Source organism: Nocardioides sp. Z50_6 (assembly GCF_058215755.1).
Genome location: NZ_JBZAJB010000001.1, coordinates 251,521 through 276,362, shown reverse-complemented (window position 1 = coordinate 276,362; position 24,842 = coordinate 251,521). Strand labels below are relative to the sequence as shown.

21 protein-coding genes are annotated in these 24,842 nt (G+C 72.3%); 16 read left to right on the top strand and 5 right to left on the bottom strand.

What is annotated here, in order from left to right:
* Nucleotides 1-15: 15 nt before the first annotated feature.
* Nucleotides 16-1,140, top strand: a complete 1,125-nt coding sequence (gene rlmN / locus AC4BGE_RS01290) for a dual-specificity RNA methyltransferase RlmN (protein WP_490574112.1) — start codon at nt 16-18, stop codon at nt 1,138-1,140.
* Between the two features lie 28 nt (nt 1,141-1,168).
* Here rlmN and AC4BGE_RS01285 read toward each other — a convergent pair whose 3' ends face one another.
* Nucleotides 1,169-2,032 carry a serine protein kinase RIO gene (locus AC4BGE_RS01285; RefSeq protein WP_490574111.1) on the bottom strand — a complete coding sequence of 288 codons (864 nt, stop codon included), beginning with the start codon at nt 2,030-2,032 and terminating at the stop codon, nt 1,169-1,171.
* A 201-nt stretch (nt 2,033-2,233) separates the two neighbouring features.
* Here AC4BGE_RS01285 and AC4BGE_RS01280 point away from each other — a divergent pair, with 201 nt between their 5' ends.
* From AC4BGE_RS01280 to AC4BGE_RS01250, 7 genes are all read left to right on the top strand, one after another.
* Entirely contained in the window at nt 2,234-3,679 is a 1,446-nt protein-coding gene (locus tag AC4BGE_RS01280) for a M1 family metallopeptidase (RefSeq protein WP_490569900.1), read from the top strand.
* The gene (locus tag AC4BGE_RS01275) at nt 3,679-5,562 is read left to right on the top strand and encodes a propionyl-CoA synthetase (RefSeq protein ID WP_490569901.1); all 1,884 of its coding nucleotides are present in this window, start codon (nt 3,679-3,681) and stop codon (nt 5,560-5,562) included. Before AC4BGE_RS01280 ends, AC4BGE_RS01275 begins: the two co-directional genes overlap by 1 nt.
* A gap of 94 nt (nt 5,563-5,656) precedes the next feature.
* Complete coding sequence (dxr, locus tag AC4BGE_RS01270; RefSeq protein ID WP_490569902.1) at nt 5,657-6,763, top strand: 1-deoxy-D-xylulose-5-phosphate reductoisomerase; 1,107 nt, start codon at nt 5,657-5,659, stop codon at nt 6,761-6,763.
* Nucleotides 6,760-8,109, top strand: a complete 1,350-nt coding sequence (locus AC4BGE_RS01265; protein WP_490574110.1) for a M50 family metallopeptidase — start codon at nt 6,760-6,762, stop codon at nt 8,107-8,109. Before dxr ends, AC4BGE_RS01265 begins: the two co-directional genes overlap by 4 nt.
* A 57-nt stretch (nt 8,110-8,166) precedes the next feature.
* Complete coding sequence (gene ispG, locus AC4BGE_RS01260) at nt 8,167-9,318, top strand: flavodoxin-dependent (E)-4-hydroxy-3-methylbut-2-enyl-diphosphate synthase (RefSeq protein WP_490569904.1); 1,152 nt, start codon at nt 8,167-8,169, stop codon at nt 9,316-9,318.
* Between the two features lie 50 nt (nt 9,319-9,368).
* Nucleotides 9,369-10,208, top strand: coding sequence for a GNAT family N-acetyltransferase (locus tag AC4BGE_RS01255; protein WP_490569905.1), 840 nt, complete (start codon nt 9,369-9,371; stop codon nt 10,206-10,208).
* 94 nt (nt 10,209-10,302) lie between these two features.
* A complete protein-coding gene (locus tag AC4BGE_RS01250; protein WP_490569906.1) occupies nt 10,303-12,072 on the top strand; it encodes a proline--tRNA ligase in 1,770 nt (589 codons plus the stop codon).
* Nucleotides 12,073-12,375: 303 nt separating this feature from the next.
* Here the strand turns inward: AC4BGE_RS01250 and AC4BGE_RS01245 are convergent, their stop codons facing one another.
* Together AC4BGE_RS01245 and AC4BGE_RS01240 are read right to left on the bottom strand one after the other, a co-directional pair.
* A complete protein-coding gene (locus tag AC4BGE_RS01245) occupies nt 12,376-12,807 on the bottom strand; it encodes a DUF4439 domain-containing protein (RefSeq protein ID WP_490574109.1) in 432 nt (143 codons plus the stop codon).
* Nucleotides 12,804-13,403: a hypothetical protein gene (locus AC4BGE_RS01240; RefSeq protein WP_490574108.1), complete on the bottom strand. Its 600-nt coding sequence runs from the start codon at nt 13,401-13,403 to the stop codon at nt 12,804-12,806. The genes AC4BGE_RS01245 and AC4BGE_RS01240 overlap by 4 nt, the downstream gene beginning before the upstream one ends.
* Before the next feature lie 128 nt (nt 13,404-13,531).
* On the opposite strand from AC4BGE_RS01240, the gene rimP reads away from it, so the two are divergent.
* From rimP to AC4BGE_RS01205, 7 genes are all read left to right on the top strand, one after another.
* Nucleotides 13,532-14,023, top strand: coding sequence for a ribosome maturation factor RimP (gene rimP, locus AC4BGE_RS01235; protein ID WP_490569909.1), 492 nt, complete (start codon nt 13,532-13,534; stop codon nt 14,021-14,023).
* On the top strand, nt 14,023-15,033 hold the full coding sequence (gene nusA, locus AC4BGE_RS01230; RefSeq protein WP_490569910.1) for a transcription termination factor NusA: 1,011 nt from the start codon (nt 14,023-14,025) through the stop codon (nt 15,031-15,033). Before rimP ends, nusA begins: the two co-directional genes overlap by 1 nt.
* Nucleotides 15,034-15,097: 64 nt before the next feature.
* On the top strand, nt 15,098-15,394 hold the full coding sequence (locus tag AC4BGE_RS01225; protein ID WP_490574107.1) for a YlxR family protein: 297 nt from the start codon (nt 15,098-15,100) through the stop codon (nt 15,392-15,394).
* 131 nt (nt 15,395-15,525) lie between these two features.
* A complete protein-coding gene (gene infB / locus AC4BGE_RS01220; protein WP_490574106.1) occupies nt 15,526-18,378 on the top strand; it encodes a translation initiation factor IF-2 in 2,853 nt (950 codons plus the stop codon).
* 70 nt (nt 18,379-18,448) lie between these two features.
* Entirely contained in the window at nt 18,449-18,907 is a 459-nt protein-coding gene (gene rbfA, locus AC4BGE_RS01215) for a 30S ribosome-binding factor RbfA (protein WP_490574105.1), read from the top strand.
* Nucleotides 18,904-19,794, top strand: a complete 891-nt coding sequence (gene truB / locus AC4BGE_RS01210; RefSeq protein ID WP_490569914.1) for a tRNA pseudouridine(55) synthase TruB — start codon at nt 18,904-18,906, stop codon at nt 19,792-19,794. The genes rbfA and truB overlap by 4 nt, the downstream gene beginning before the upstream one ends.
* 21 nt (nt 19,795-19,815) lie before the next feature.
* A complete protein-coding gene (locus tag AC4BGE_RS01205; protein WP_490569915.1) occupies nt 19,816-20,754 on the top strand; it encodes a bifunctional riboflavin kinase/FAD synthetase in 939 nt (312 codons plus the stop codon).
* 4 nt (nt 20,755-20,758) lie between these two features.
* Here AC4BGE_RS01205 and AC4BGE_RS01200 read toward each other — a convergent pair whose 3' ends face one another.
* Complete coding sequence (locus AC4BGE_RS01200) at nt 20,759-22,891, bottom strand: molybdopterin-dependent oxidoreductase (RefSeq protein WP_490569916.1); 2,133 nt, start codon at nt 22,889-22,891, stop codon at nt 20,759-20,761.
* 171 nt (nt 22,892-23,062) lie between these two features.
* Here AC4BGE_RS01200 and AC4BGE_RS01195 point away from each other — a divergent pair, with 171 nt between their 5' ends.
* Nucleotides 23,063-23,326: a DUF6458 family protein gene (locus AC4BGE_RS01195; RefSeq protein WP_490569917.1), complete on the top strand. Its 264-nt coding sequence runs from the start codon at nt 23,063-23,065 to the stop codon at nt 23,324-23,326.
* 12 nt (nt 23,327-23,338) lie between these two features.
* Here AC4BGE_RS01195 and AC4BGE_RS01190 read toward each other — a convergent pair whose 3' ends face one another.
* Nucleotides 23,339-24,574 (bottom strand): hypothetical protein, encoded by a 1,236-nt coding sequence (locus tag AC4BGE_RS01190; protein ID WP_490574104.1) that lies wholly within the window; start codon nt 24,572-24,574, stop codon nt 23,339-23,341.
* Between the last annotated feature and the right edge of the window lie 268 nt (nt 24,575-24,842).

Below are 24,842 nucleotides of genomic sequence, written 5' to 3'. Positions count from 1 at the left end.
GGGAGAATCGTGGGGATGTCCCAGACACCTCCGCTCCTGCCCCTCGTCTTCGATGAGCCCCGTGGTCGCAAGAAGCCCCCGCGGCACCTCGCCGACCTCGATCTCGAAGGCCGCCAGGAGCTGCTGACCTCGCTGGGGCTCCAGGCCTTCCGTGCCAAGCAGCTCTCGACCCACTACTTCGGTCGCCTGGTCGACGACCCGGCGCAGATGACCGACCTCCCCGCGACGCAGCGCGACGAGTTGGTGGCGGCGCTCCTGCCCAAGCTGATGACCCCGCTGCGCACCCTCGAGGCTGACAAGGGCACCACCCGCAAGACGCTGTGGAAGCTCTTCGACGGCGCCCTGGTCGAGTCGGTCCTGATGCGCTACCCGGACCGCGCCACCGTCTGCGTCTCCAGTCAGGCTGGCTGCGGGATGGCGTGCCCCTTCTGCGCGACCGGTCAGGGCGGGTTGCAGCGCAACATGTCCACGGCCGAGATCGTCGAGCAGGTCGTCGCCGCCGCGCGCAGCATGGACCGTGGCGAGGTCCCCGGTGGACCGGGTCGTCTCTCCAACGTGGTCTTCATGGGCATGGGCGAGCCGCTGGCCAACTACAAGGCCGTGATCGGCGCCGTCCGCCGCCTCACCGATCCGTCCCCGGCAGGGCTCGGGATGAGCGCCCGCGGCATCACCGTCTCCACCGTCGGTCTCGTCCCGCGGATCAACCAGCTGGCCGAGGAGGGCATCCCGGTCACCCTGGCCCTCTCCCTGCACGCTCCCGACGACGAGCTGCGCAACGAGCTGGTCCCCATCAACACCCGGTTCTCCGTCGCCCAGACGGTCGAGGCGGCCTGGAACTACGCACGCACCACGAAGCGTCGCGTCTCCATCGAGTACGCGATGATGCGCGGGATCAACGACCAGGGGCACCGCGCCGACCTGCTCGGGGACGTGCTCAGCTCCTACGGCGACTGGGGCTGGGTCCACGTCAACCTGATCCCGCTCAACCCCACGCCCGGATCGAAGTGGACGGCCTCGGACCCTCGCGACGAGCGCGAGTTCGTCCGTCGCCTGGAGGCCAAGGGCATCCCGACCACCGTGCGCGACACCCGTGGCCGGGAGATCGACGGGGCCTGCGGGCAGCTCGCGGCCTCCGAGTGAGCGCCCGGCGGAGCGAGGCGGACCGTCCTCAGAACGCCTGACCCATCAGGTCGGCGAAGAGGTCGTGCTCGTCGACGGCGAGCCCACGGGAGCGGAACCACCGGCAGAGGTTGGCGCAGTCGCGCAGCAGGAAGTCCGGGCCCCGGGCGTTGCCGACCAGGTCCACGACCTGGGGCAGGTCGATGACCACGAGACGCTCGCCGGCCGCCAGGATGTTGTAGGCCGAGAGGTCGCCGTGGACCAGCCCTGCGCGGACCATCGTGACCATGGCCTCGCGGAGCTGCTCGAACCAGTGGGAGAGCAGGGCGACCTCCGGCCTGGTCTGGGCGAGGCGGGGTGCCGTCGTCCCGTCGACCTCGATCCACTCCATCAGGATCTCGGTCCCGTCGACCTGGACCGGATAGGGGACCGGCAGCCCGGCCTCCCAGAACCGGGTCAGAGCGGCCCACTCCGAGAGCGCCCACTCTCCGGCGGCGACGGTCCGCCCCCAGGTGGACCCCCGCTTGAGGGCTCGCGCGTCCCGCGAGCGCTTCGTCGTGCGGCCCTCGGTGTAGACCGCGGCGCGCTGGAACGAGCGGTGCTGGGCGTCGCGGTAGCGCTTGGCCGCCATCACCACCCCGCTGCCCGGCTCGTGAGGGTCCGCGCGCTCCAGCAGGTGCACGTCCGCCTCCTTGCCGGTCTTCAGGACGCCCAGGTCGGTGTCGATCGCCCCCTGAGAGGTCACGACCCAGTCGGGGCGTGGCTCGGGGCCACGCATCAGGGGCTCCACCTCCAGCCAGGTGGACCAGCGGCAGGCAGGGTCGTCGAGCTCGTCGTAGGCGCGGAAGTCGAAGACGAAGTCGGGATGGAGCGGGGAACGCTCAGGGGTGGACGGGTCCGGGTGCGACGGCATGGGCGGGTCTCCAGCGGTGGGTGAGGTGGTCTGCGGACAGGCAGAGGACAGTCGTGGACATGTCGCGCCTCCTCACTTCTCGCCGGACTTCTCGCCGGGTTTCTCGCTGGGGTCTCGCTGGGCGCACGTCGCCCCGGTCGTCTCCATGATCGGTGGCGTCCCCACGCGTGGACAACCGGTTTTCGCGGTACGTTGACCGGCATGACTCGGTCACCCCGAACCGGCCGGAGGCGGGCTCTCGCGGCCGCCGTGACGACGGCCCTCGCCCTGTCCCTCGGAGCGGTCCCCACGGCGGGAGCCGCGCACCGTGCCGCGGACCCGGTCCCCGGGGCACCAGGGATCGGGGACCCCTACTTCCCGCTCGACGGGAACGGCGGGATCGACGTGCAGCACTACGACATCCGCAACCGCTACGCCTTCGGCAGCGGTCGTCTCCGCGGCCACACCACCCTGACGATCGCCCCGACCTCGGAGCTCTCGAGCTTCAACCTCGACTTCCTGCTCCCGGTCAGCGCCGTCACGATCGACGGACAGGCGGTCGAGCACCGCCGTAGCGGCAAGCACGAGCTGGTCATCACCCCGCGCACCGCGCTCGCGCCCGGGGCCCCGGTGAGCGTGAGGGTGGAGTACGCCGGGTTCCCCGGCCGCAAGAGGTACGCGGGCGAGTCGAACTGGCTCGCCGACTCCCACGAGGTGGTGGCCATGAACCAGCCGCACATGGCGCCCTGGTGGTTCCCGGCCAACGACCATCCCGCCGACAAGGCGACCTACGCCATCTCGGTCACGGTGCCGAAGGGCAACCAGGTGATCGCCAACGGGACCCGGGTCGGCACCGACACCCGCGGCGGCTCCACCCGGGTCCGCTGGGTGGCCCAGGAGCCGATGGCGTCCTACCTGGCGTTCTTCGCGGCCGGGAGGTTCCGGGTCGACACCGGGACCCACCAGGGTTTGCCGTGGGCCGTGGCGGTCTCCCGGCAGCTGCCGAAGGCGGAGCAGCGGGCGTCGATGCGGATGCTGCGGCGGACGCCGCAGGTGGTCGCGGAGCTCGAGCAGGACCTGGGGGAGTACCCCTTCTCCAGCACCGGCGGCCTGGTGACCTCCCTGTCGCCCGGCTTCGCCCTGGAGAACCAGACCCGCCCGACCTACCCGGCGCTGGGCCGCGGCATGGAGTGGCTGCTGGTCCACGAGCTGGCCCACCAGTGGTTCGGCGACTCGGTCGCGATCCCGAGGTGGCGCGACATCTGGCTCAACGAGGGCGCCGCCTCCTTCATGGAGCAGCGCTACGCCGAGCGGCACGGCGGCGGCGCGGCCCAGACGTGGCTCACCCGGCAGCACGGCGCGCTCGGTGCCGACCAGCAGTTCTGGGCGCTCGACATCGCCGACCCCGGCCCCCGCCGCATCTTCGACGAGGCGATCTACACCCGTGGGGCGATGGCCTTCCAGGCCTTGCGGCACCGGATCGGGGAGACGGCCTTCTGGACCCTGCTGCGGACCTGGCTGCAGGACCGGGCGGGTGGCCACGGGACCTCGGAGGAGTTCGAGGCACTGGCCGCGCAGATCAGCGGGCAGGACCTGACCGAGTTCTTCGGGGCGTGGCTGCGCCAACCCACCCCGCCGGCCGCGACCACCGAGAACGGGCTGGTCTGATGGGCTACCGCGAGGAGTACGCCCGCTCCATCGAGGACCCCGAGGGCTTCTGGCGGGAGCAGGCCCGCCTGGTCGACTGGTTCGCCAAGCCCGACCGGATCCTCGACGACGACCGGCCGCCGTTCTACCGGTGGTTCCCCGGTGCCACGCTCAACACCTGCTACAACGCGCTGGACCGGCACGTGGTGCGCGGGGCGGCCGACCGCGACGCCCTGATCTACGACTCGCCGGTGACCGGGACCAAGCGCCGGTTCAGCTATGCCGAGCTGCTCACCGAGGTCGCCGCGTTCGGCGGCGTGCTGCGCCACCTGGGGGTGGGCAAGGGCGACCGCGTGGTCATCTACATGCCGATGATCCCCGAGGCGGTGATCGCCATGCTGGCCTGCGCCCGGATCGGCGCGGTGCACTCGGTGGTCTTCGGCGGGTTCGCCCCGCACGAGCTGGCGTTGCGGATCGACGACGCGACGCCCACCGTGGTGGTCAGCGCCAGCTGCGGCATCGAGCCCAGCCGCACCATCGCCTACAAGCCCCTCTTGGACCGGGCGCTCGAGCTGGCCGAGCACGCGCCGGCCGCCGTGGTGGTCAAGCAGCGCCCTCAGCTGGAGGCGACGCTGGTCGAGGGGCGCGACCTCGACTGGGACCTCGCCATGCGCCTGGGCCGCACCGAGCCGGCCGAGTGCGTCGAGGTGACCGCCACCGACCCGCTCTACGTGCTCTACACCTCGGGCACCACCGGCCGGCCCAAGGGGATCGTGCGCGACCACGGCGGCCACGCCGTGGCCATGGCGTGGTCGCTCCGCAACGTCTACGACGTGGGGGAGGGCGACGTCTGGTGGGCCGCCTCCGACGTGGGCTGGGTGGTGGGCCACTCCTACATCGTCTACTCCCCGCTGATCAACGGCGCGACCACCGTGCTCTACGAGGGGAAGCCGGTGGGGACGCCGGACGCCGGCGCCTTCTGGCGGGTGGTCGCCGAGTACGGCGTGAAGGCGCTCTTCACCGCGCCGACCGCGATCCGGGCGATCAAGAAGGAGGACCCGGACGCCGCCCTGCTCGCCGATCACGACACCTCCACGCTCCAGGCGCTCTTCCTGGCCGGGGAGCGGCTCGACCCCGAGACCTGGCGCTGGGCGGGGGAGAAGCTGGGTGTGCCGGTGGTGGACAACTGGTGGCAGACCGAGACCGGGTGGCCGATCGCGGCCAACCTGCGCGGCCTCGAGCCGCTGGAGATCAAGGCCGGGTCGCCCTCGGTGCCGGTGCCCGGGTTCGACGTGGTCGTGCTGGACCCCAAGGGCGACCCGGTCCCCGCGGGGACGGAGGGCGCCATCTGCGTGCGGCTCCCGCTGCCCCCCGGCACCCTGCCGACGCTGTGGGGCGACGACGATCGCTACGTCTCCTCCTACCTGTCGACCTATCCCGGCTACTACCTCTCCGGCGACGGCGGCTACCTCGACGAGGACGGCTACCTCTACGTGATGGGGCGGACCGACGACGTGATCAACGTCGCCGGCCACCGGCTCTCCACCGGCGCGATGGAGGAGGTCATCGCCGCCCACCCCGCGGTGGCCGAGTGTGCGGTGATCGGCGTGGCGGACCCGATGAAGGGGCAGCTGCCCCGCGGCTTCGTGGTCCTCAAGGCCGGCGTCGAGCAGGACCCCGACGACGTCCGTGAGGAGCTGGTCCAGCTGGTCCGCAACGAGATCGGCGCGGTCGCGGCGTTCCGCGAGGTCACCGTGGTGGGCGGGCTGCCCAAGACGCGCAGCGGCAAGATCCTGCGCCGCACGATGCGCGAGATCGCCGACGGCAAGGACGCCCCGGTGCCCTCGACCATCGAGGACGAGGCGGTGCTGGAGACCCTGCGGCCGGTGCTCCGGCGCGAGTAGGCCGCCGCATACGGCCGAGGGGCCCCGGCGGCGCCGGGCCCCCGGCCCCGGCACGGGAGTGCGGCCGCCACCTGGGGCCTGCGAGACTGGCGGGGTGAAGCAGCGCGACGTCGTCATCCTGGGCAGCACCGGCTCGATCGGCACCCAGGCCCTGGACCTGGTCCGGGCCAACCCCGAGCGCTTCCGGGTGGTCGCGCTCACCGCGGGCGGGAGCCGGGTCGACCTCTTCGAGCAGCAGGTGGCGGAGTTCGCCCCGGCCTTCTCCGGCCTGGGCGAGGAGGCCTGCGTCGAGGCCGCGTCGCTGGCCTGCGACGTCGTCCTCAACGGCATGACCGGCGCGGTGGGGCTGCGCCCGACCCTGGCGGCCCTGGAGGCGGGCAGCACGCTCGCGCTGGCCAACAAGGAGTCCCTGATCGTCGGCGGGCCGCTGGTGCGCGACCTGGCCCGCCCCGGCCAGATCGTGCCGGTGGACTCCGAGCACAGCGCCATCGCCCAGAGCCTGCGCGCCGGCACCCGGGCGGAGGTGCGTCGCCTGGTGCTGACCGCCTCCGGCGGCCCGTTCCGTGGCCGGAGCCGGGCGGCGCTGGAGGAGGTCACCCCCGAGGAGGCGCTGGCCCACCCCAACTTCGCGATGGGCAAGGTGATCACCACCAACTCCGCCACCCTGGTCAACAAGGGGCTGGAGGTGATCGAGGCGCACCTGCTCTTCGACGTGCCCTACGACCGGATCGACGTGGTGGTCCACCCCCAGCAGCTGATCCACTCGATGGTGGAGTTCGTCGACGGCGCGGTGGTGGCGCAGCTGGGACTGCCCACCATGCTCGTGCCGATCTCGCTCGGGCTGGGATGGCCCGACCGGGTGCCGGACGCGGAGACCCCCATCGACTGGTCCCGGGGGGCCGACTGGCGCTTCGAGCCGCTGGACGACGAGCTCTTCCCCGCGGTCCGGCTGGCGCGGCGCGCGGGCGAGGCGGGAGGCACTGCTCCGGCCGTCTACAACGCCGCCAACGAGGTGTGCGTCGAGGCGTTCCACGCCGGGTCGCTGGGGTTCCCGCAGATCGTGGAGACGATCGGGCACGTCCTTGACGGGCACGGCGTACCCTCGAAGGAGAACTTGACCGTGGCCGACGTCCTCGCCGCCGACTCCTGGGCGCGCGAGGAGGCCCGCCGCCTGATCCGAGGGGACCTCACCGCTCCATGACCGCACTGCTCTACGCCCTGGGCGTCGTGCTCTTCGTGCTGGCGATCCTGCTCTCCATCGGCCTCCACGAGCTGGGGCACATGATCCCGGCCAAGAAGTTCGGCGCCAAGGTCACCCAGTACTTCATCGGCTTCGGGCCCACCGTGTGGAGCAAGCGGGTGGGGGAGACCGAGTACGGCGTCAAGGCGATCCCGCTCGGGGGCTACGTCAAGATCGTCGGGATGCTGCCGCCGGGCGCCGCCGAGCTCGCCGAGCCGGCGGGCTTCGACGAGAACGGTGAGCCGGTCTTCCGGGTGCGGCAGTCCAACACCGGGTTGTTCACCCAGCTGGTCTCCGACGCCCGCACCGCGGAGTGGGAGCTGGTCGAGCCGGGCGACGAGGACCGCCTCTTCTACCGGCTGCCCGCGTGGAAGAAGATCGTCGTGATGGCCGGCGGGCCCACGGTCAACATCCTCATCGCGCTGGCGATCTTCGCGCCGCTCTTCGCCACCTACGGCAACCCCAACGACCCCCGGATCCTCCCGGAGGTCGCCGACGTCTCGGCCTGCGTGGTGCCGGCCGCCGAGGACAGCCGGGTCTGCCGCGAGGACGACCCGGTCGCCCCCGCGTTCGCCGCCGGGCTGGAGCCGGGTGACGAGTTCGTCAGCTTCAACGGCGTCCCGGTCACCGACTGGGAGGTCCTCCAGGACCAGATCCGCAGCAACGACGACGGCCGGGCCGAGATCGTCATCCGCCGCGACGGGGTGGAGAAGACGGTCGTCACCAACACGATGGTGACCGCGCGTCCCACCTCGAGCGACGACGAGACCCTGGTGGAGGTGGGCTTCCTGGGCGTCACCCCCGTCACCGAGCTGACCACCGGCGGCCTGGGGTACACCCTGGGCCGGATGGGCCACATGACCGTCGACACGATCGAGGCGATGGTCCAGCTGCCGGTGAAGGTCTGGGGCGTCGCGAAGGCGATCGTCGGGGTCGAGGAGCGCGACCAGCAGGGACCGGTCTCGATCGTCGGCGGCGGTCGCCTGGCCGGGGAGGCGGTCTCCCACGACCTGGTGCCCTCCGGCGACAAGGTCGCCTTCATGCTGATGCTGATCGCCGGCTTCAACTTCTTCATCGGCATGTTCAACTTCATCCCGCTGCTCCCGCTGGACGGCGGCCACATCGCCGGCGCCGCCTACGAGGGGGTGCGGCGCACGATCGCCCGGGTCCGGCGGCGGCCCGATCCCGGCCACGTCGACGTGGCCCGGCTGCTGCCGGTGGCCTACGTGGTGGGCCTGGCACTCCTGGTGATGGGCGTGGTCCTCATCGTCGGCGACATCGTCGTCCCCCTCAGCCTCACCGGGTGAGATCGGGGGTCGCGACCGCTCACCGGCGGGCGTGACCCGCCGAGTAGCCTGGGGCGCATGACTGCCATCGGCCTGGGCATGCCCGCGCTCCCTCCCCCGGTCCTCGCCCCGCGTCGCCCGACTCGCCAGATCAAGGTCGGCTCGGTGGGAGTGGGCAGCGACCACCAGATCTCGGTGCAGTCGATGACGACCACCCTGACCTCCGACGTCAACAGCACGCTGCAGCAGATCGCCGAGCTCACCGCGGCGGGCTGCGACATCGTCCGGGTCGCCTGTCCGAGCCAGGACGACGCCGACGCGCTGCCGCAGATCGCCCAGCACTCGCAGATCCCGGTGATCGCCGACATCCACTTCCAGCCGAAGTACGTCTACGCCGCCATCGAGGCGGGCTGCGCGGCGGTGCGGGTCAACCCCGGCAACATCCGGCAGTTCGACGACCAGGTCAAGGAGATCGCCCGGGTCGCCAAGGACCACGGCACCTCCATCCGGATCGGCGTCAACGCCGGCTCCCTGGACAAGCGGCTGCTGGAGAAGTACGGGCGGGCGACACCGGAGGCGCTGGTGGAGTCGGCCGTCTGGGAGGCCAGCCTCTTCGAGGAGCACGACTTCCACGACTTCAAGATCTCGGTCAAGCACAACGACCCCGTGGTGATGGTCCGCGCCTACGAGCTGCTCGCCGAGGCGGGGGACTGGCCCCTGCACCTCGGTGTGACCGAGGCCGGTCCGGCCTTCCAGGGCACGATCAAGTCGGCGACGGCTTTCGGCGCCCTGCTCAGCCGCGGCATCGGCGACACCATCCGGGTCTCGCTCTCGGCGCCGCCGGTCGAGGAGGTCAAGGTGGGCCTGCAGATCCTGCAGTCGCTCAACCTGCGCGAGCGCCGGCTCGAGATCGTCTCCTGCCCCAGCTGCGGCCGGGCCCAGGTCGACGTCTACACCCTCGCCGAGCAGGTCACGGCCGGCCTCGACGGCCTCGAGGTGCCGCTGCGGGTCGCTGTCATGGGTTGCGTGGTCAACGGACCGGGTGAGGCCCGGGAGGCCGACCTGGGGGTCGCCTCCGGCAACGGCAAGGGCCAGATCTTCGTCAAGGGCGAGGTCATCAAGACCGTCCCGGAGTCGCAGATCGTGGAGACCCTGATCGAGGAGGCCATGCGCATCGCTGAGGGGATGGAACCCGTCGAAGGAGCCGGCGCCTCGGTCTCGGTCTCCTGACCGTCTCCGGTGGGTCCTGAGGCCGCCCCGGGGCGAGTAGGGTCGCGGCCGTGACCCGTGACGAGATCCAGGTCCTGGGGGTGCTGGACCTCCAGGAGTTCCTCGAGCTGACGGCGCGGGACCCGGTGGTCAACGTCTTCGTCGACCACCGTGCCCGGACCACCCGCCTGGACCCCCGCTGGCTGGGGGGCGAGGTGTGGGGCCGGTTCGTGGGTGACGAGATGGTCGCCGCCTGCCACGTCGGGGCCAACCTCGTCCCCGTGGAGTGCGACGAGGAGTCCGCCGCGCTCTTCGCGGAGCGAGCCGCCCGCGGCGGCCGCCGCTCCAGCACCGTGGTGGGCCCCGAGGCGGCCGTCGCCGGCCTGTGGCGCGGGCTCGACGGTGCCTGGGGCGAGCCCCGCGAGGAGCGCTGGCACCAGCCCCACCTCGAGATCGGCGGCCCGCCCACCGCGGAGCCCGACCCCGACGTGCGGGCCACCACCCGCGAGGACCTCGACGTGCTCTACCCCGCGTGCGTGTCGATGTACACCGAGGAGGTGGGCGTCTCCCCGGAGGCCGGGGGCGGGGGCGACCTCTACCGGGCCCGGATCCAGCAGCTGGTCTCGCGGGGTTGGTCCTTCGCCCGGATCGAGGACGGGCGGGTCGTCTTCAAGGCCGAGGTCGCCTGCGCGAGCCCCTACGCCGCCCAGATCCAGGGGGTCTACGTCCCCGAGGACCTGCGCGGTCGAGGCCTTGCCACGCACGGGATGGCGGCCGTGGTCGAGCACGTGCGGCGCGAGATCGCACCCGTGGTCTCGCTCTACCTCAACGACTGGAACACCGGCGCACGCAAGGCCTACGAGCGGGCCGGGTTCACCGAGTCCGCCCGGCTCGCCACCATCATGTTCTGAGCCGGGCCGCTCGCGGGCCCGGGGTCCTGGCCCCGGCCGGGCCGGAGGGCACGCCGGTTCGTCGGCGCCGAGGGGCGCCAGTAGCCTTGCGCCCATGATCATGCGGATGTCCCAGCTCTTCGTGCGCACCCTTCGCGACGACCCCGCGGAGGCCGAGGTGCCCAGCCACCGGCTGCTCGTCCGGGCGGGCTACATCCGCCGGGTGGCCCCGGGGATGTACACCTGGCTCCCGCTGGGCCTGAAGGTGCTGCGACGCATCGAGGACATCATCCGCGAGGAGATGGACGGCATCGGCGCCCAGGAGGTGCTCTTCCCGGCCCTGCTGCCCAAGGAGCCCTACGAGGCGACCGGGCGGTGGACGGAGTACGGCGACAACCTGTTCCGGCTCACCGACCGCAAGGGCGGGGACTACCTGCTCGGCCCGACCCACGAGGAGATGTTCACCCTCCTGGTCAAGGACCTGTACTCCTCCTACAAGGACCTGCCGCTGGCGCTCTACCAGATCCAGACGAAGTACCGCGACGAGGCGCGGCCCCGGGCCGGGCTGCTGCGCGGGCGGGAGTTCGTGATGAAGGACTCCTACTCCTTCGACGTGGACGACGCCGGCCTGGAGGCCTCCTACCAGCGGCACCGCGAGGCCTACGTCCGGATCTTCGACCGGCTGGGCTTCGACTACGTGATCGTGAAGGCCACCTCGGGCGCGATGGGCGGCTCCCGGTCGGAGGAGTTCCTGGCCCGCACCGACGTCGGCGAGGACACCTACGTGCGCTGCACGTCGTGCGACTACGCCGCCAACGTGGAGGCCGTCACGGTCCCGGCGCCCCCCGCCCAGCCCTACGACGACGTGCCCGCCGCGCACGCGGAGGAGACTCCCGCGACCCCCACGATCGGGACGCTGGTCGACCACCTCAACGAGCGGTTCCCCCGCCCGGACCGGGCCTGGCACGCGGGGGACACCCTGAAGAACGTGCTGGTCGTCCTCAAGCACCCCGACGGCACCCGGGAGCCGCTGGCGATCGGCCTCCCCGGCGACCGCGAGGTCGACCAGAAGCGGCTCGAGGGCCAGCTGGAGCCCATCGAGGTGGAGCCGATGGACGAGGCCGAGCTGAAGAAGCACCCGGCGCTGGTCAAGGGCTACATCGGCCCGGCCGCGCTGGGGGAGGAGTCCACCTCCGGCATCCGCTACCTGGTGGACCCCCGCGTGGTGGAGGGCACCCGCTGGGTGACCGGCGCGGACGTCGAGGGCCGGCACGTCCTCGATCTGGTGGTCGGGCGCGACTTCACCCCCGACGGCACCATCGAGGCCGCCGAGGTGCGCGACGGCGACCTGTGCCCGGCCTGCCAGGACGGAGCGCTGGAGTCGGCCCGCGGCGTGGAGATGGGCCACATCTTCCAGCTCGGGCGCAAGTACGCGGAGGCGCTCGACCTCAAGGTGCTCGACGAGAACGGCAAGCTGGTCACCGTGACCATGGGCTCCTACGGCATCGGGCCCTCCCGCGCTGTGGCTGCGATCGCGGAGAACACCCTCGACGGGGCCGGGCTGTGCTGGCCCCGTGAGGTCGCCCCGGCGGCCGTCCACGTGGTGGCCGCGGGCAAGGACGTCGCGATCTTCGAGGCCGCCGACGGGCTCGCCCGCGAGCTCTCCGACGCCGGGCTCGACGTGCTCTACGACGACCGCGCCGGCAAGATCAGCCCCGGGGTGAAGTTCAAGGACGCCGAGCTCATCGGCGTCCCCACCATCGTGACGGTGGGGCGTGGCCTCGCCGACGGCGTGATCGAGGTCAAGGACCGCCGCACGGGCGAGCGCCAGGAGGTTCCGGTCGCCGAGGCGGCGGCCCACCTGAGCGCCCTCGCGCGCGGCTGAGCGGCCACGTCTTCGGGCGACTGCTCGGGGGGTCGGCGGAGGCGGGGTGCTGCGCGTTTACGCACTGCAAGATCATGCAACTCAGGGGTGGTTCCGTTTCCCTGATCTGTGTTGCAGACTCATGCCAGTGGTGAAAGTTCCTCGACCCAGGCTCTGACCCACTTCCGGGCTGTTGCTGACCAGCCCGACCGGCCCGCGGACTCGGCGTGCTGGGGGAGATCTCGGGACTCCCCCAGGATGACGAGGCCGCGGGCCGTTCCCTTTCCGGACCCGGGGCAACCAGGAGCGACCGGCCCGGCTGGCTCAGAGCTCGGCGGCCCCGGGGAACGACTCGGGCGCAGCGCCCCAGGCGAGGGCCGCCTGCGCGGACTCCACGAGCGCGTCCACGGCCCACCCGCGCAGTGGGCCGGACGAGCTGCCGACCAGGCCGGCGTAGACCGCCAGGCAGCGCTGCTCGACGAGGCGGCCCGCTGCCGTCAGGAGCTCCGCAGACTCCAGGGCCGGCAGCTCGTAGGCCGCGGCGGCGGGAGTGGGGGTGGCCTCCCGGGCCCGGAGCTGCGCCACGAGCCAGTCCCGGCGGGCCTGGTGCACGCCGTGGCGCTGCGCCGCGCGGGCGGCCTGGTCGCTCTGGCCGGACCGCTCGGCCTGGGCGGCCAGCACGCCGAACAGCTGGACCGCCGCGTGCTCGGCCGCCAGGCTCTCCTGGAGGGCTTCGAGGGCTGTGGGGGTGCTCATCGCGGCGGCTCCGCGGGGAGCGTCGCCAGCTGCTGGGTCAGCCCGGCGCCCAGGGAGGCCAGCAGGCGGGCGACGCCCGGGTCCACGGCGCTCCGAGCGCCCGCGAGCGCGACCCGGGTGAGCGCGGCCTCCGCGCCGCGCACGCGCTCCAGCGCGCGGGCGGCCCTCGCCGGCACCGCCACCGGGCTCGGCTCAGCGCTCGGCTCGGCGCTCGGGTCGGCGCTCGGGTCGGCGCTCGGGTCGGCCGGGTCGGCGGGTGCGGCCGGCGGGGCGCCGGTGGCTGCGCGGAGCACCCGGGCGTGGTCGTCGTGGGTCAGGCGCAGGCCTTCGAGCGTGGTGGCGAGCCGGGGGTGCGCGGTCGCGGTGGCCGCGACCAGCGAGGCGGCCGCGGTGGTGCGCGCGAGGACGTCGGTCAGCGGATCGGCATCCCGGTCCGTCGCCGGGTCCGCCGGGCCGGAGGTCTGGGCGGACGGATCGTCGCCGGTCGCGTCGCACCCGCCGGTCAGCACCGCGACCGCCGTGCCGGCGCCCACGAGCACCCACCGCCGCGAGGGCGCGAGGAGGCGCCGGTCGGTCGGGTGGCGGGTCGGGAGCACCGCAGGAGCCTAGTCCACCGACCAGCGGCCGGGCCGTGGCAGCCGGCGACCCGGGGACGTGCGGCTCATCCGTTTCGGCCGGCGACGGTTATGGTGGGCGCAGACAACAGCACAAGGAGGTTGACAGCGTGGGAAACGCGAAGAGCGACGCCACCCGAGCCGACATCGAGTCGGCGCTGACGGACCCCCTGACGGTGCTGGGCCTGGACCTCGAGGCCGTGGAGGTCACTCCTGCCGGCAAGCGACGGGTGCTGCGCATCGCCGTGGACAAGGACGGCGGGGTGACCCTGGACGACGTCGCCGACGCGACGAAGGAGGTCTCCCGCATCCTCGACGACTCCGAGGTGATGGGTGAGATGCCCTACCTGCTCGAGGTCACCTCCCGGGGCGTGGACCGCCCCCTGACGCTGCCGCGCCACTGGCGCCGCAACGCCGGGCGGCTGGTCAAGGTCTCGCTGGTCGACGGCGACCAGCTCACGGGCCGGATCGGCTCGAGCGACCAGGACGGCGTCGACCTCGACGTCGACGGGGACGCGCGCCGCCTCGCCTACGACGAGGTGGCCAAGGCGCTGGTGCAGATCGAGTTCAACCGCAAGGACAAGGACGAGGACGAGGACTGATGGACATCGATCTCGGCATCCTGAGGATGCTGGAACGCGAGAAGGAGATCTCCTTCGACGTGCTCGTCGAGGCGATCGAGCAGGCACTGCTCACGGCGTACCACAAGTCGCCCGGAGCCCAGGAGCGCGCCCGGGTCACCCTGGACCGCAAGACCGGGCACGTGGCCGTGCTGGCCGCCGAGCTCGATGCGGAGGGCAACGTCGTCGCCGAGTACGACGACACCCCGGACGGCTTCGGCCGGATCGCCGCGACCACGGCCAAGCAGATCATGCTGCAGCGGTTGCGCGACGCCGAGGACGACATCCGCTTCGGGGAGTTCTCCGGCAAGGAGGGCGACGTCATCTCCGGCGTCATCCAGCAGGGCCGCAACCCCGACGACGTGATGGTCGACCTGGGCAAGGTCGAGGCCCTGCTGCCGGTGGGGGAGCGGGTGCCGGGCGAGTCCTACACGCACGGGACGCGGATCAAGTGCCTGGTGGTCTCGGTGCGCAAGGGGATGCGCGGGCCGCAGATCACCCTGTCGCGCACCCACCCCAGCCTGGTCAAGAAGCTCTTCGCCCTCGAGGTCCCCGAGATCGCGGACGGCACCGTGCAGATCGCCGGGATCGCGCGCGAGGCGGGCCACCGCACCAAGATCGCGGTGTACTCCAAGGTGCCCGGCGTCAACGCCAAGGGTGCCTGCATCGGCCCGATGGGCCAGCGGGTGCGCAACGTGATGTCGGAGCTGCACGGCGAGAAGATCGACATCGTGGACTGGTCCGAGGAGCCGGCCGAGCTGGTCGCGCACGCGCTCTCCCCGGCCCGGGTGAACTCGGTGGAGATCCTGGACCGGACCGCCCGCTCCTGCCGGGTGGTCGTGCCCGACTTCCAGCTCTCGCTGGCCATCGGCAAGGAGGGCCAGAACGCCCGGCTCGCCGCCCGGCTGACCGGCTGGCGCATCGACATCCGCTCCGACGAGGAGCCCGGCGAGGTCGCCGCGGCACCCGACCCGGGCCCCGTCACCGACTAGCGCGACGGCCGGGCGGCCGTCCCGGTTCGGAATTCACTGGTCACACACGCTAGGCTTGCTCTCAGTGGTTCGTACGACGATTCTCCCTGCCCCCGGTCCGGTTCGGACCTGTGTGGGGTGTCGCCGTCGGGCCGCCAAGAGCGAGCTGCTGCGCGTGGTGGCAGGCGAGGGTGCCGACGGTCGTCCGGCCGTGGTACCCGATCCCGCCGGCTCCGCACCAGGTCGTGGGGCGCACCTGCACCCCACCTCCGAGTGCCTGCAGCTGGCGATGCGCAGGCGAGCGTTCCCCCGGGCCCTCAGGGTCCGGGAGGGCCTGGCCCTCGCACCGCTGGAGGACCACCTCTCCGCTATCCCACCGTGATCGACCGACAAGAAACTGGAGCAGGCAGCTCATGAGCACTCGATGAGTACTTTCCGATGAGCCAGCACCACCACTAACGGTCCGTAGACATCCCCTGACGGGGCTCGGGCCAGAAGGAGCAACGTTCTAACGTGGCCAAGACCCGAGTCCACGAACTCGCCAAGGAGTTCGGAGTCGAGAGCAAGTTCGTTCTCGAGAAGCTCAAGGAGATGGGGGAGTTCGTCAAGTCGGCATCGTCGACGGTCGAGCCCCCGGTCGAGATGCGCTTCAAGAAGCAGTACGGCGACCAGCTGAAGTCCGCTGGCGCGGCTGCCCCCGTCGCAGAGTCCGCCCCGGCCGCGCCGACGCCCCAGGCGCCCGCGAAGCCGGCGGAGAAGCCGGCCGACAAGCCGGCCGAAGCCCCCGCGCCCAGCCAGGCGGCCCCCGCCGAGAAGGCGGCCGCCCCGGCTCCGTCGCGTCCCGGCCCCCGGCCCGGACCCAAGGCGAAGCCCGCTCCCGCACCGGAGCCGGCCCCCGCCCCCGCCCCCGAGCCCGTCGCGGCGCCGGCCCAGGAGCCGCCGGCTGCGGCGGCCAAGCCGGCCCCTGCCCCGAGCCCAACGCCCAAGGCCCCGACCCCCGCCCCGCGGCCGGTCGGCAAGCCCGGCGCCCCGCGGCCCGGCAACAACCCGTTCGCGCCGAGCCAGGGCATGGGACGTCGTCCCTCCGCCCCGCCGGCCCCCGCGACGGGGACCCCCGGTGCCGGCGAGGAGCAGCGCGCCCCTCGTCCGCCCGCAGCGCGTGACGGCGCCCCCACCGGCCGTCCCGGCATGCCGCGCCCCAACCCGGCGATGATGCCGAAGTCGCCCGCCGCCTTCGGTGGCGGCCCCGGCGGCCGCGGTCCGGGTGGCCCCGGTGGTCCCGGCCGCGCCGGTGGACCCGGTCGTCCGGGTGCTCCGGCACGCGGCGGTGCTCCGGGTCGTCCCGGCGGCGGCGCTCCCGGTGCCGGCGGTCGTCCCGGTGGTGGCTTCGGCCCGCCCGCCAGTGGGCGTCCCGGCCAGCGTCCGGGCCAGCGCGGCCAGACCCAGGGTGCCTTCGGCCGCCCCGGTGGGCCGTCGCGACGCGGTCGCAAGTCCAAGCGGGCACGTCGCCAGGAGTTCGAGGCCATGCAGGCCCCGACCATCGGTGGCGTGCGGGTCCGCAAGGGCGACGGCGAGACCGTCCGGCTGCCCCGCGGCGCCTCGCTGACCGACTTCGCCGAGAAGATCAACGTCGACGCGGCTGCACTGGTGCAGATGCTCTTCTCGCTCGGCGAGATGGTCACCGCGACCGAGTCGGTCAACGACGAGACGTTCGAGCTGCTCGGCGAGGAGCTCAACTACGTCGTCCAGGTCGTCTCCCCCGAGGACGAGGACCGCGAGCTGCTCGAGTCCTTCGACCTGGAGTTCGGCTCCGACGAGGGTGACGAGTCCGACCTGGTGATCAGGCCGCCGGTCGTCACCGTCATGGGTCACGTCGACCACGGAAAGACCAAGCTCCTCGACGCGCTGCGCAACGCCAACGTGGGCGCCAAGGAGGCCGGTGGCATCACCCAGCACATCGGTGCCTACCAGGTGCACACCGAGGTCGACGGCCAGGACCGCCGCATCACCTTCATCGACACCCCGGGTCACGAGGCGTTCACCGCCATGCGTGCCCGTGGTGCCCAGGCGACCGACATCGCCATCCTCGTGGTGGCGGCCGACGACGGCGTGATGCCGCAGACGGTGGAGGCGCTCAACCACGCCAAGGCCGCCGGCGTCCCGATCGTGGTCGCGGTCAACAAGATCGACAAGGAGGACGCTGACCCGACGAAGGTCCGTGGTCAGCTCACCGAGTACGGCCTGATCCCCGAGGAGTACGGCGGCGACGCGATGTTCGTCGACGTCTCGGCCAAGTCCGGGCTCAACCTGGACAAGCTCCTCGAGGCCGTGGTCCTGACCGCGGACGCCTCGCTGGACCTGCGGGCCAACCCCACGCAGGACGCTCAGGGGCTCGTGGTCGAGGCTCACCTGGACCGCGGTCGCGGTCCGGTGGCCACCGTCCTGGTGCAGCGCGGCACGCTGCGCGTCGGGGACTCCCTGGTGGCCGGGCCCGCCTACGGCCGGGTGCGCGCCATGCTCGACGAGTTCGGCAACGAGCTCACCGAGGCGGACCCGTCGCGTCCGGCGATGGTCCTGGGTCTCAGCGCCGTTCCCGGCGCCGGCCAGAACTTCATCGTGGTCGACGACGACCGCATGGCTCGCCAGATCGCCGAGAAGCGCGAGTCGCGTGAGCGGGCGGCCATGCAGGCCAAGCGTCGCGTGCGTCGCACCCTCGAGGACTTCATGGCGTCCATGGAGAAGGGCGAGAGCCAGGAGCTCAACCTCATCCTCAAGGGCGACGTGTCCGGTTCGGTCGAGGCCCTCGAGGACTCGCTGGCCCAGATCGACGTCGGCGACGAGGTCACCCTGCGGGTCATCGACCGCGGTGTCGGTGCGATCACCGAGACCAACGTCGACCTGGCCGCTGCCTCCGACGCCATCATCATCGGCTTCAACGTCAAGCCCCAGGGCAAGGCGGCGCAGATGGCCGACAAGGAGGGCGTGGAGATCCGGTACTACTCGGTGATCTACCAGGCCATCGAGGAGATCGAGGCGGCCCTCAAGGGCATGCTCAAGCCGGAGTACGAAGAGGCCAGCCTCGGGCAGGCGGAGATCCGCGAGATCTTCCGCTCGTCCAAGGCGGGCAACATCGCCGGCTGCATGGTCATCTCGGGCACGGTGCGCCGCAACGCCAAGGTGCGCGTGCTGCGCGACGGCAAGGTCGTGGCGGACAACCTCGACCTGGCCTCGCTCAAGCGGGAGAAGGACGACGCCTCGGAGGTCCGCGAGGGCTTCGAGTGCGGTCTGGTGCTCAAGAACTTCCAGGACATCAAGATCGGCGATGTCGTGGAGTCGTTCGAGATGCGCGAGATCCCGCGCGGCTGACAGGTCCACACCTCGAGTCGGCGCCAGTGACACGCTGGCGCCGACTCGACATTTTGACGAAGGTAGGAACATGGCAAACCCACGGGTGCGCAAGATCGCCGACCGGATCCACGTGATCGTGGCCGAGATGCTGGAGCGCAAGATCAAGGACCCGCGGCTCGGGTTCGTGACCGTCACCGACGTGCGTGTCTCCGGTGACAGCCAGCACTCCACGGTCTTCTGGACCGCGCTGGGCGAGGAGACCGAGGTCGAGAGCTCGGCCGCGGCGCTGGAGTCCGCCAAGGGCGTGATCCGTGCCGAGATGGGCAAGCAGCTGGGCATGCGCCTGGTGCCCACCTTGGAGTTCGTCCGGGACGCGCTGCCCGACAGTGCCCGCCACCTCGACGACGTGCTGGCCGCGGCCAGGGCCAGTGACGAGGCGGTGGCCGCGCAGCGCGCGGGCGCGACGTACGCCTCCGAGGAGGACCCGTACAAGAAGCCGCGGGTGGCCGGCGACGACGACGAGTCCACCGCGGACGACGACGCGTGACCAGCGCCTCCTCCCGGGGGCGCGCGGAGGGTCCCTCCGGGCTGGTCGTGGTCGACAAGCCCGGAGGCATCACCTCCCACGGCGTGGTCGCGCGGGTGCGCCGCCTCGCCGGCACCCGCAAGGTCGGCCACGCCGGCACCCTCGACCCGATGGCCACCGGCGTCCTCGTCCTGGGCCTGGGACGCGCCACCCGGCTGCTCGGCCACCTGATGCTGACCGAGAAGCAGTACGAGGCGACCATCCTGCTCGGCCGCTCCACGACGACCGACGACGCCGAGGGCGAGGTGCTCGAGGAGAAGGACACCTCCGGGCTCCTGGAGGCGGCGGTCCGGGCCGAGCTGGAGGGGTTCGTGGGGGAGATCGACCAGGTCCCGACGGCCGTCTCGGCGATCAAGGTCGACGGACGGCGGGCCTACGAGCGGGTCCGCGCAGGTGAGCAGGTCGACCTGGCCGCGCGGCGGGTCACCGTGCACGAGCTCGAGGTCGTGGAGATGAGCCTCCCGCAGGTCCGGATCCGGATGCGCTGCTCGAGCGGCACCTACGTCCGCGCCCTGGCCCGCGACCTCGGCCGGGCGCTGGGGGTGGGCGGCCACCTGACGGCGCTGCGTCGCACCGCGGTCGGTCCCTTCGACCTGGCCGCGGCACGGACACTGGAGGAGCTCGAGCAGGACTTCGCGGTGCTGCCGATCGCCGCGGCCGCCCGGGCCGGCTTCCCGGCGGTGGACCTCACGGACGGTGAGGCCGCCGACGTACGCGTGGGCCGGCGACTCGCCCGGGACCTGCCCGGCGCCGGCGAGCACGCCCTCTTCGCCCCGGACGGGCAGTTCCTGGCCCTCTACGAGCCCGCTCCCGGCGGGGCACGTCCGGTCGCCGTCTTCGTCGGCTGACCCACGCCGTAGCATCGGCTCGTGCAGATCTGGCGATCAGTCGGGGAAGTCCCCGCCGACCTCGGGCCCACCGTGGTCTCCATCGGCAACTTCGACGGGGTCCACCGCGGTCACCAGCATGTGCTGGGACAGGCCCGGGCCACCGCCGAGAGGATGGGCGTGAGCACGGTCGTGGCCGTGACCTTCGACCCTCATCCGATGGCCGTGCTGCGCCCTGAGCACGCACCGCCCACCCTGACCTCGATCCCGAGCCGGGCCGCCCTGCTGGCCGGCTGCGGGATCGACGCGCTCCTGGTGGTGCCCTTCGACCGCGACGTGGCGGCCTGGGACCCGCTGACCTTCGTGGACCGGATCCTGGTCGAGACGCTCTCCGCGCGCGCGGTCGTCGTGGGGGCCAACTTCCGGTTCGGGCACAAGGCCGCCGGCGACGTGGCCTTCCTCTCCCGCGTCGGGGCCGAGCGCGGCTTCGAGACCGAGGGGGTCGCCCTCGACGGGGGTCCCCAGGTCTGGAGCTCGACCTACGTCCGGCAGTGCCTGGCCTCCGGCGACGTGACCGGCGCCGCCGAGGCGCTGGGCCGCCTGCACACCGTGCGGGGCGTGGTGGTCCGCGGCGACCAGCGGGGCCGGGAGCTCGGCTTCCCCACCGCCAACGTCCCGACCTCGGCGGCCGAGGCCGCCCCCGCCGACGGCGTCTACGCCGGGTGGCTCACCCGCCGCGACACCGGCGAGCGGTTCCCGGCCGCGATCTCGGTGGGGACCAACCCCACCTTCGCCGGTGAGCGGGAGCGTCGGGTGGAGTCCTACGTGCTGGACCGCGACGACCTCGAGCTCTACGGCGTGGAGGTCGAGGTCTCGTTCGTGGAGCGGCTGCGCGGGATGGTCGCCTTCGAGGGGATCGAGGCGCTGGTCGAGACCATGCACGACGACGTACGCCGGGCCCACGAGGTCCTGGGCGTCTGAGCCCTCAGGGGGCCGAGACCCGGACCGGCACCCCGCTCAGGGCGGCGTTGCCCGACACGTCGAGCACCCCGGGGTCGGTCAGGTCGTTGATCGAGACCCCCGGGACCTTGGCCGCCACGGACATCGACGTGCCCGGCCGGCCGTGGCCGTAGCCGTGGGGGAGGGAGACGACCCCCGGCATCATGTCCGCCGACGCGCTGACCTCGACCACGACCTCGCCGACCCGCGAGGTCACCCGCACCAGCGACTGGTCGCTCAGCCCGTGGCTCCCCAGGTCGTCGGGGTGCATGAGGAGCTGGTGCCGGGGCCGCCCCTTCGTCAGCCTCGCGGTGTTGTGCATCCAGGAGTTGTTGTCGCGCTGGTGGCGCCGACCGATCAGGAGCAGCGTGCCCGGCTCGGGCGGCGTGGCTGAGGCCAGACGGGCCAGGTCCTCCAGCACCAGGTCGGGCGCGGCCTGCACCAGGCCGTCGTCGGTGCGCAGCCGGACGGGCAGCTGGTCCGGCCGGAGCGGACCGAGGTCCAGGCCCGAGGGTGCGCGCCTCAGCGCCCGCATGGTCACCCCCGTCCTGCTCGTGCGCAGCAGCATCGAGACCGTCCGGGCCGGGGAGGTGCGCATCCGCACCCAGCGCACGGTCCGGCGTCGCCAGGGAAGCCGGCGCGAGGAGCGCGCGGCCAGGCGGCGGACCAGGCCGGCGTAGATCTCCCAGTCGTGGCGCTGGTCCTCGGACCTGGGGAAGACAGCGGGGGAGAAGCGGGCGGTGTTGCGCACCGCCAGGGCGTGGAAGACCAGGTCGTAGTGGTCCCGCTCGAGGTGCGAGGTCGGCGGCAGGATCACGTCGGCGTGCCGGGTCGTCTCGTTGACGTAGAAGTCGATCGAGGCCATGAAGTCGAGAGTCGGCAGCACCCGGTCCAGCCCGCCGCCGTCGGGGGTGGAGAGCACGGGGTTGCCGCTCATGGTGAGCAGCGCACGCACCTGGCCCTCGCCGGGCGTCTCGATCTCCTCGCGCAGCACCGCGACCGGCAGCTCGCCGCCGGTCTCCGGCAGGCCCCGGACCCTGCTGTGCCAGAGCCCGCGGTGCCCGGGGCCGATCAGGCCCCGCCCGACCACGTCGAGCGCCGGGCTGGTCAGCATCGTCCCGCCGACCCGGTCGAGGTTGCCGGTGAGCAGGTTGAGCAGCTGGATCGACCACTGCGCCAGGGTGCCGAACTCGGTGGTGGAGACGCCGATCCGGCCGTGCACCGCGGCCCGTTCGGCCGCCGCGAGCTCGCGGGCCAGGGCGCGGACGGTCTCGGCGGGCACGCCGCTGGCCGCCTCGGCCGCCTCCGGGGTGCGGTCCGCCACCGCCGCCCGCACCCGGTCCAGCCCGGCGACGTACGGCGGCGGTGTGGCCAGGTCCTCGGCGAGCAGCACGTGCACCATGGCCAGCAGCACGTGCACGTCGGTGCCGGGGCGGACGAAGAGGTGCTGGTCGGCCACCTTCGCGGTCTCGGTGCGGCGCGGGTCGAGGACGACGAGCCGCCCGCCGCGCCCCTGCAGCTCGCGGAGCCGGGCGGGGAAGTCGGGGACGGTCATCAGCGACCCGTTGGAGGCCATCGGGTTGTAGCCGAAGGCGAGCAGGAGGTCGGTGCGGTCGAGGTCGGGCACCGGGAGCAGCAGCTGGTGGCCGTACATCAGGTGGGCCACCAGCTGGGCGGGCAGCTGGTCGACCGAGGTGGCGCTGAACCGGTTGCGCGTGGGCAGCGCCTTGGCCAGCTCGGTGCCGTGGGTCATCGAGCCCAGGCTGTGCACGTTGGGGTTGCCGAGATAGACCGCGAGCGAGTCGCGTCCGTGTCGCTCGACGGTCTCCGCGAGTCGGTCGGCGACCAGGTCGAGGGCCTCGTCCCAGTCCAGTTCCTCCCACTGCGGGTCGTCCGCGGGCCCGCGGCGGCGCACGGGTCGGCGCAACCGCTCGGGGTCGGTGAGCACGTCGGCGATGGCGACGCCCTTGGGACACACGTGCCCCCGGGAGAGCGGGTCGTCGCGGTCGCCGCGCACGGAGGTGACCACGCCGTCGGTGAGGGTGAGCTCGAGGCCGCAGATCGCCTCGCAGAGGTTGCACGAGGTGTGTCGCAGGCCGGACGGCGGAGAGGCGCTCATCACGCGATCCTGCCACCGTCGCACCCCGCGCGACATGGTCTCGGCGCACGAAGGGGAGGCGCGGTCCGGCCACCGGGACCGGCCGGAGGATTGGATCGGGCCGTGAGCGGGTAAGCGCAGTGCGGACGCCGGCCGGCGTCGCGTGGATCGTCGAGCGGATGGAGAACCCAGATGGGTTACGGAGGAGCAGTCGGACTGATCGTGGTGGGACTGATCCTGTCCCTGGCCATCAGCGAGGAGCAGGTCGGCCCGGTCAACCTCGGGATGGTGGGATGGATCCTGACCCTTGCCGGTGTGGCGCTGCTGCTGCTGAGCATCGTCCAGCAGAACACCCGGCGTCGGCAGAGCACCATCGCCACCACCACCGACGCACAGGGTCGGCAGGCGACCACCGAGCGGCACGTGGAGGCGGACCCGCCGCCGCCGGCCTACTGAGCTGCGGGGTGGCTAGGGGAATCGCCCGCCCATCGGGGTGAAGTAGAAGAAGCGGATCCAGACCATCTGCATCAGTGTGCCTACGACGGCGATGACGATCAGCGTGATCGCCCGATGGACGGGGGCCACGATGCGGGCGGATACCTCCGGCAAGGGCCAGCCAGGCACCGCGATCAGGATCAGGTACCGAACCACACTGGTCGTGGTCCGGCTGGACCCCAGGATGTAGAGGGCGTAGAGGAAGGCCCAGATGCGGAGCTCGGGGCTCCAGGCCCGCGCCTGGGGCCTGCCCACGACCCAGCCCAGCAGGATGAGGCTCCCGAGGACCACGATGGTCGACGGGAGGTCGTTGCCGCTGAGGGCCTGACCGAGCCACGTGCTCCACTCCTGACCCGGTCCCAGCCAGTTGCGCTGGGTCTGGGCGTAGCCGTCCCAGTCCCCTGTGACGACCCCGACGGTGAGGGGCCAGATGAGGAAGGTCAGCGCCGTGGTGACGGAGGCCGCACCGAGACGGAGGCGCTCGCCGATGGGGAAGGGCTCCTGGTGTCGGCTGCGGAACCGGAGGACCCAGACGACACCCATCACTGCAGCGAGTGGAAGGACGATGGGACGGCTCAGGGAGAGGACTACCGCGACCGCCACCGTCCAGCCGTAGCGCCGCCGCTCGAGACACATCAGCGCCAGGACCACCAGGAGCAGCGCGAGCCCTTCGGTGTAGGCGGCCTGGAAGACCAGGGCGGCCGGGGCGAACAGCAGCGCTGTGATGCACAGGGTTGCGAGGAACGCCCCTCCACGTCGCTCCATCATCCGATACAGGAGAACGACGCCCAGGCCGGTGCAGGTCGTGCTGACGAGAGTCGCCGCCACGGGGAAGGAGAGCCCCAGCGCCACCAGGCTCGCCACGAGCAACGGGTAGACGGGGTAGAAGGCCCAGGCGTTCGCCGCCACCTCGCCCTCGAAGCGAGGAAGGACCGCCGGGTATCCCTCTGCCACGATCCGGCCGTACCACTGACCGTCCCAGACCGTCAGGGACTGCAAGTAGGTCAGCGCGCTGAGGCCGTGGCTCCTCGCCATGCCGGCCGGTGCCCTGGACTCGATGAACCAGCTCAGCAGGACGGCGTCGACGACGCGGCTCGCGACGAGCACGGTCAATGGCACGACCACCCAGCGCCACCGGTGGATCGAGCGTGGTGGCACCGCGGGGCGGTCCGTCGTCGGGGTCCGGGTGTCGAGCACCTGGCTTGGCATCGTGTGTCCTCCACGGCGGTGACGTGGCCCGTCAGGGCTACCTCGCCAGCACGTTAGTGCCGCACTCGACCGCATGTCCTGGATTCGGCGAACGTCCTGGCTTCCGATTGGGTGTGCTCGACCCTGCGTTGGTAGTCTGTTGGAGTTGTCCACCCTCCGGGGTGGGCGACATGCCGTCCAACGGCCGCGGATCGAGAGTGCCCGGGTGAACAGGCCCCGGCGCGCCGCGCAACGAACGAGCCCCTGGTGGGCCGGAAGGGAGCCTGCG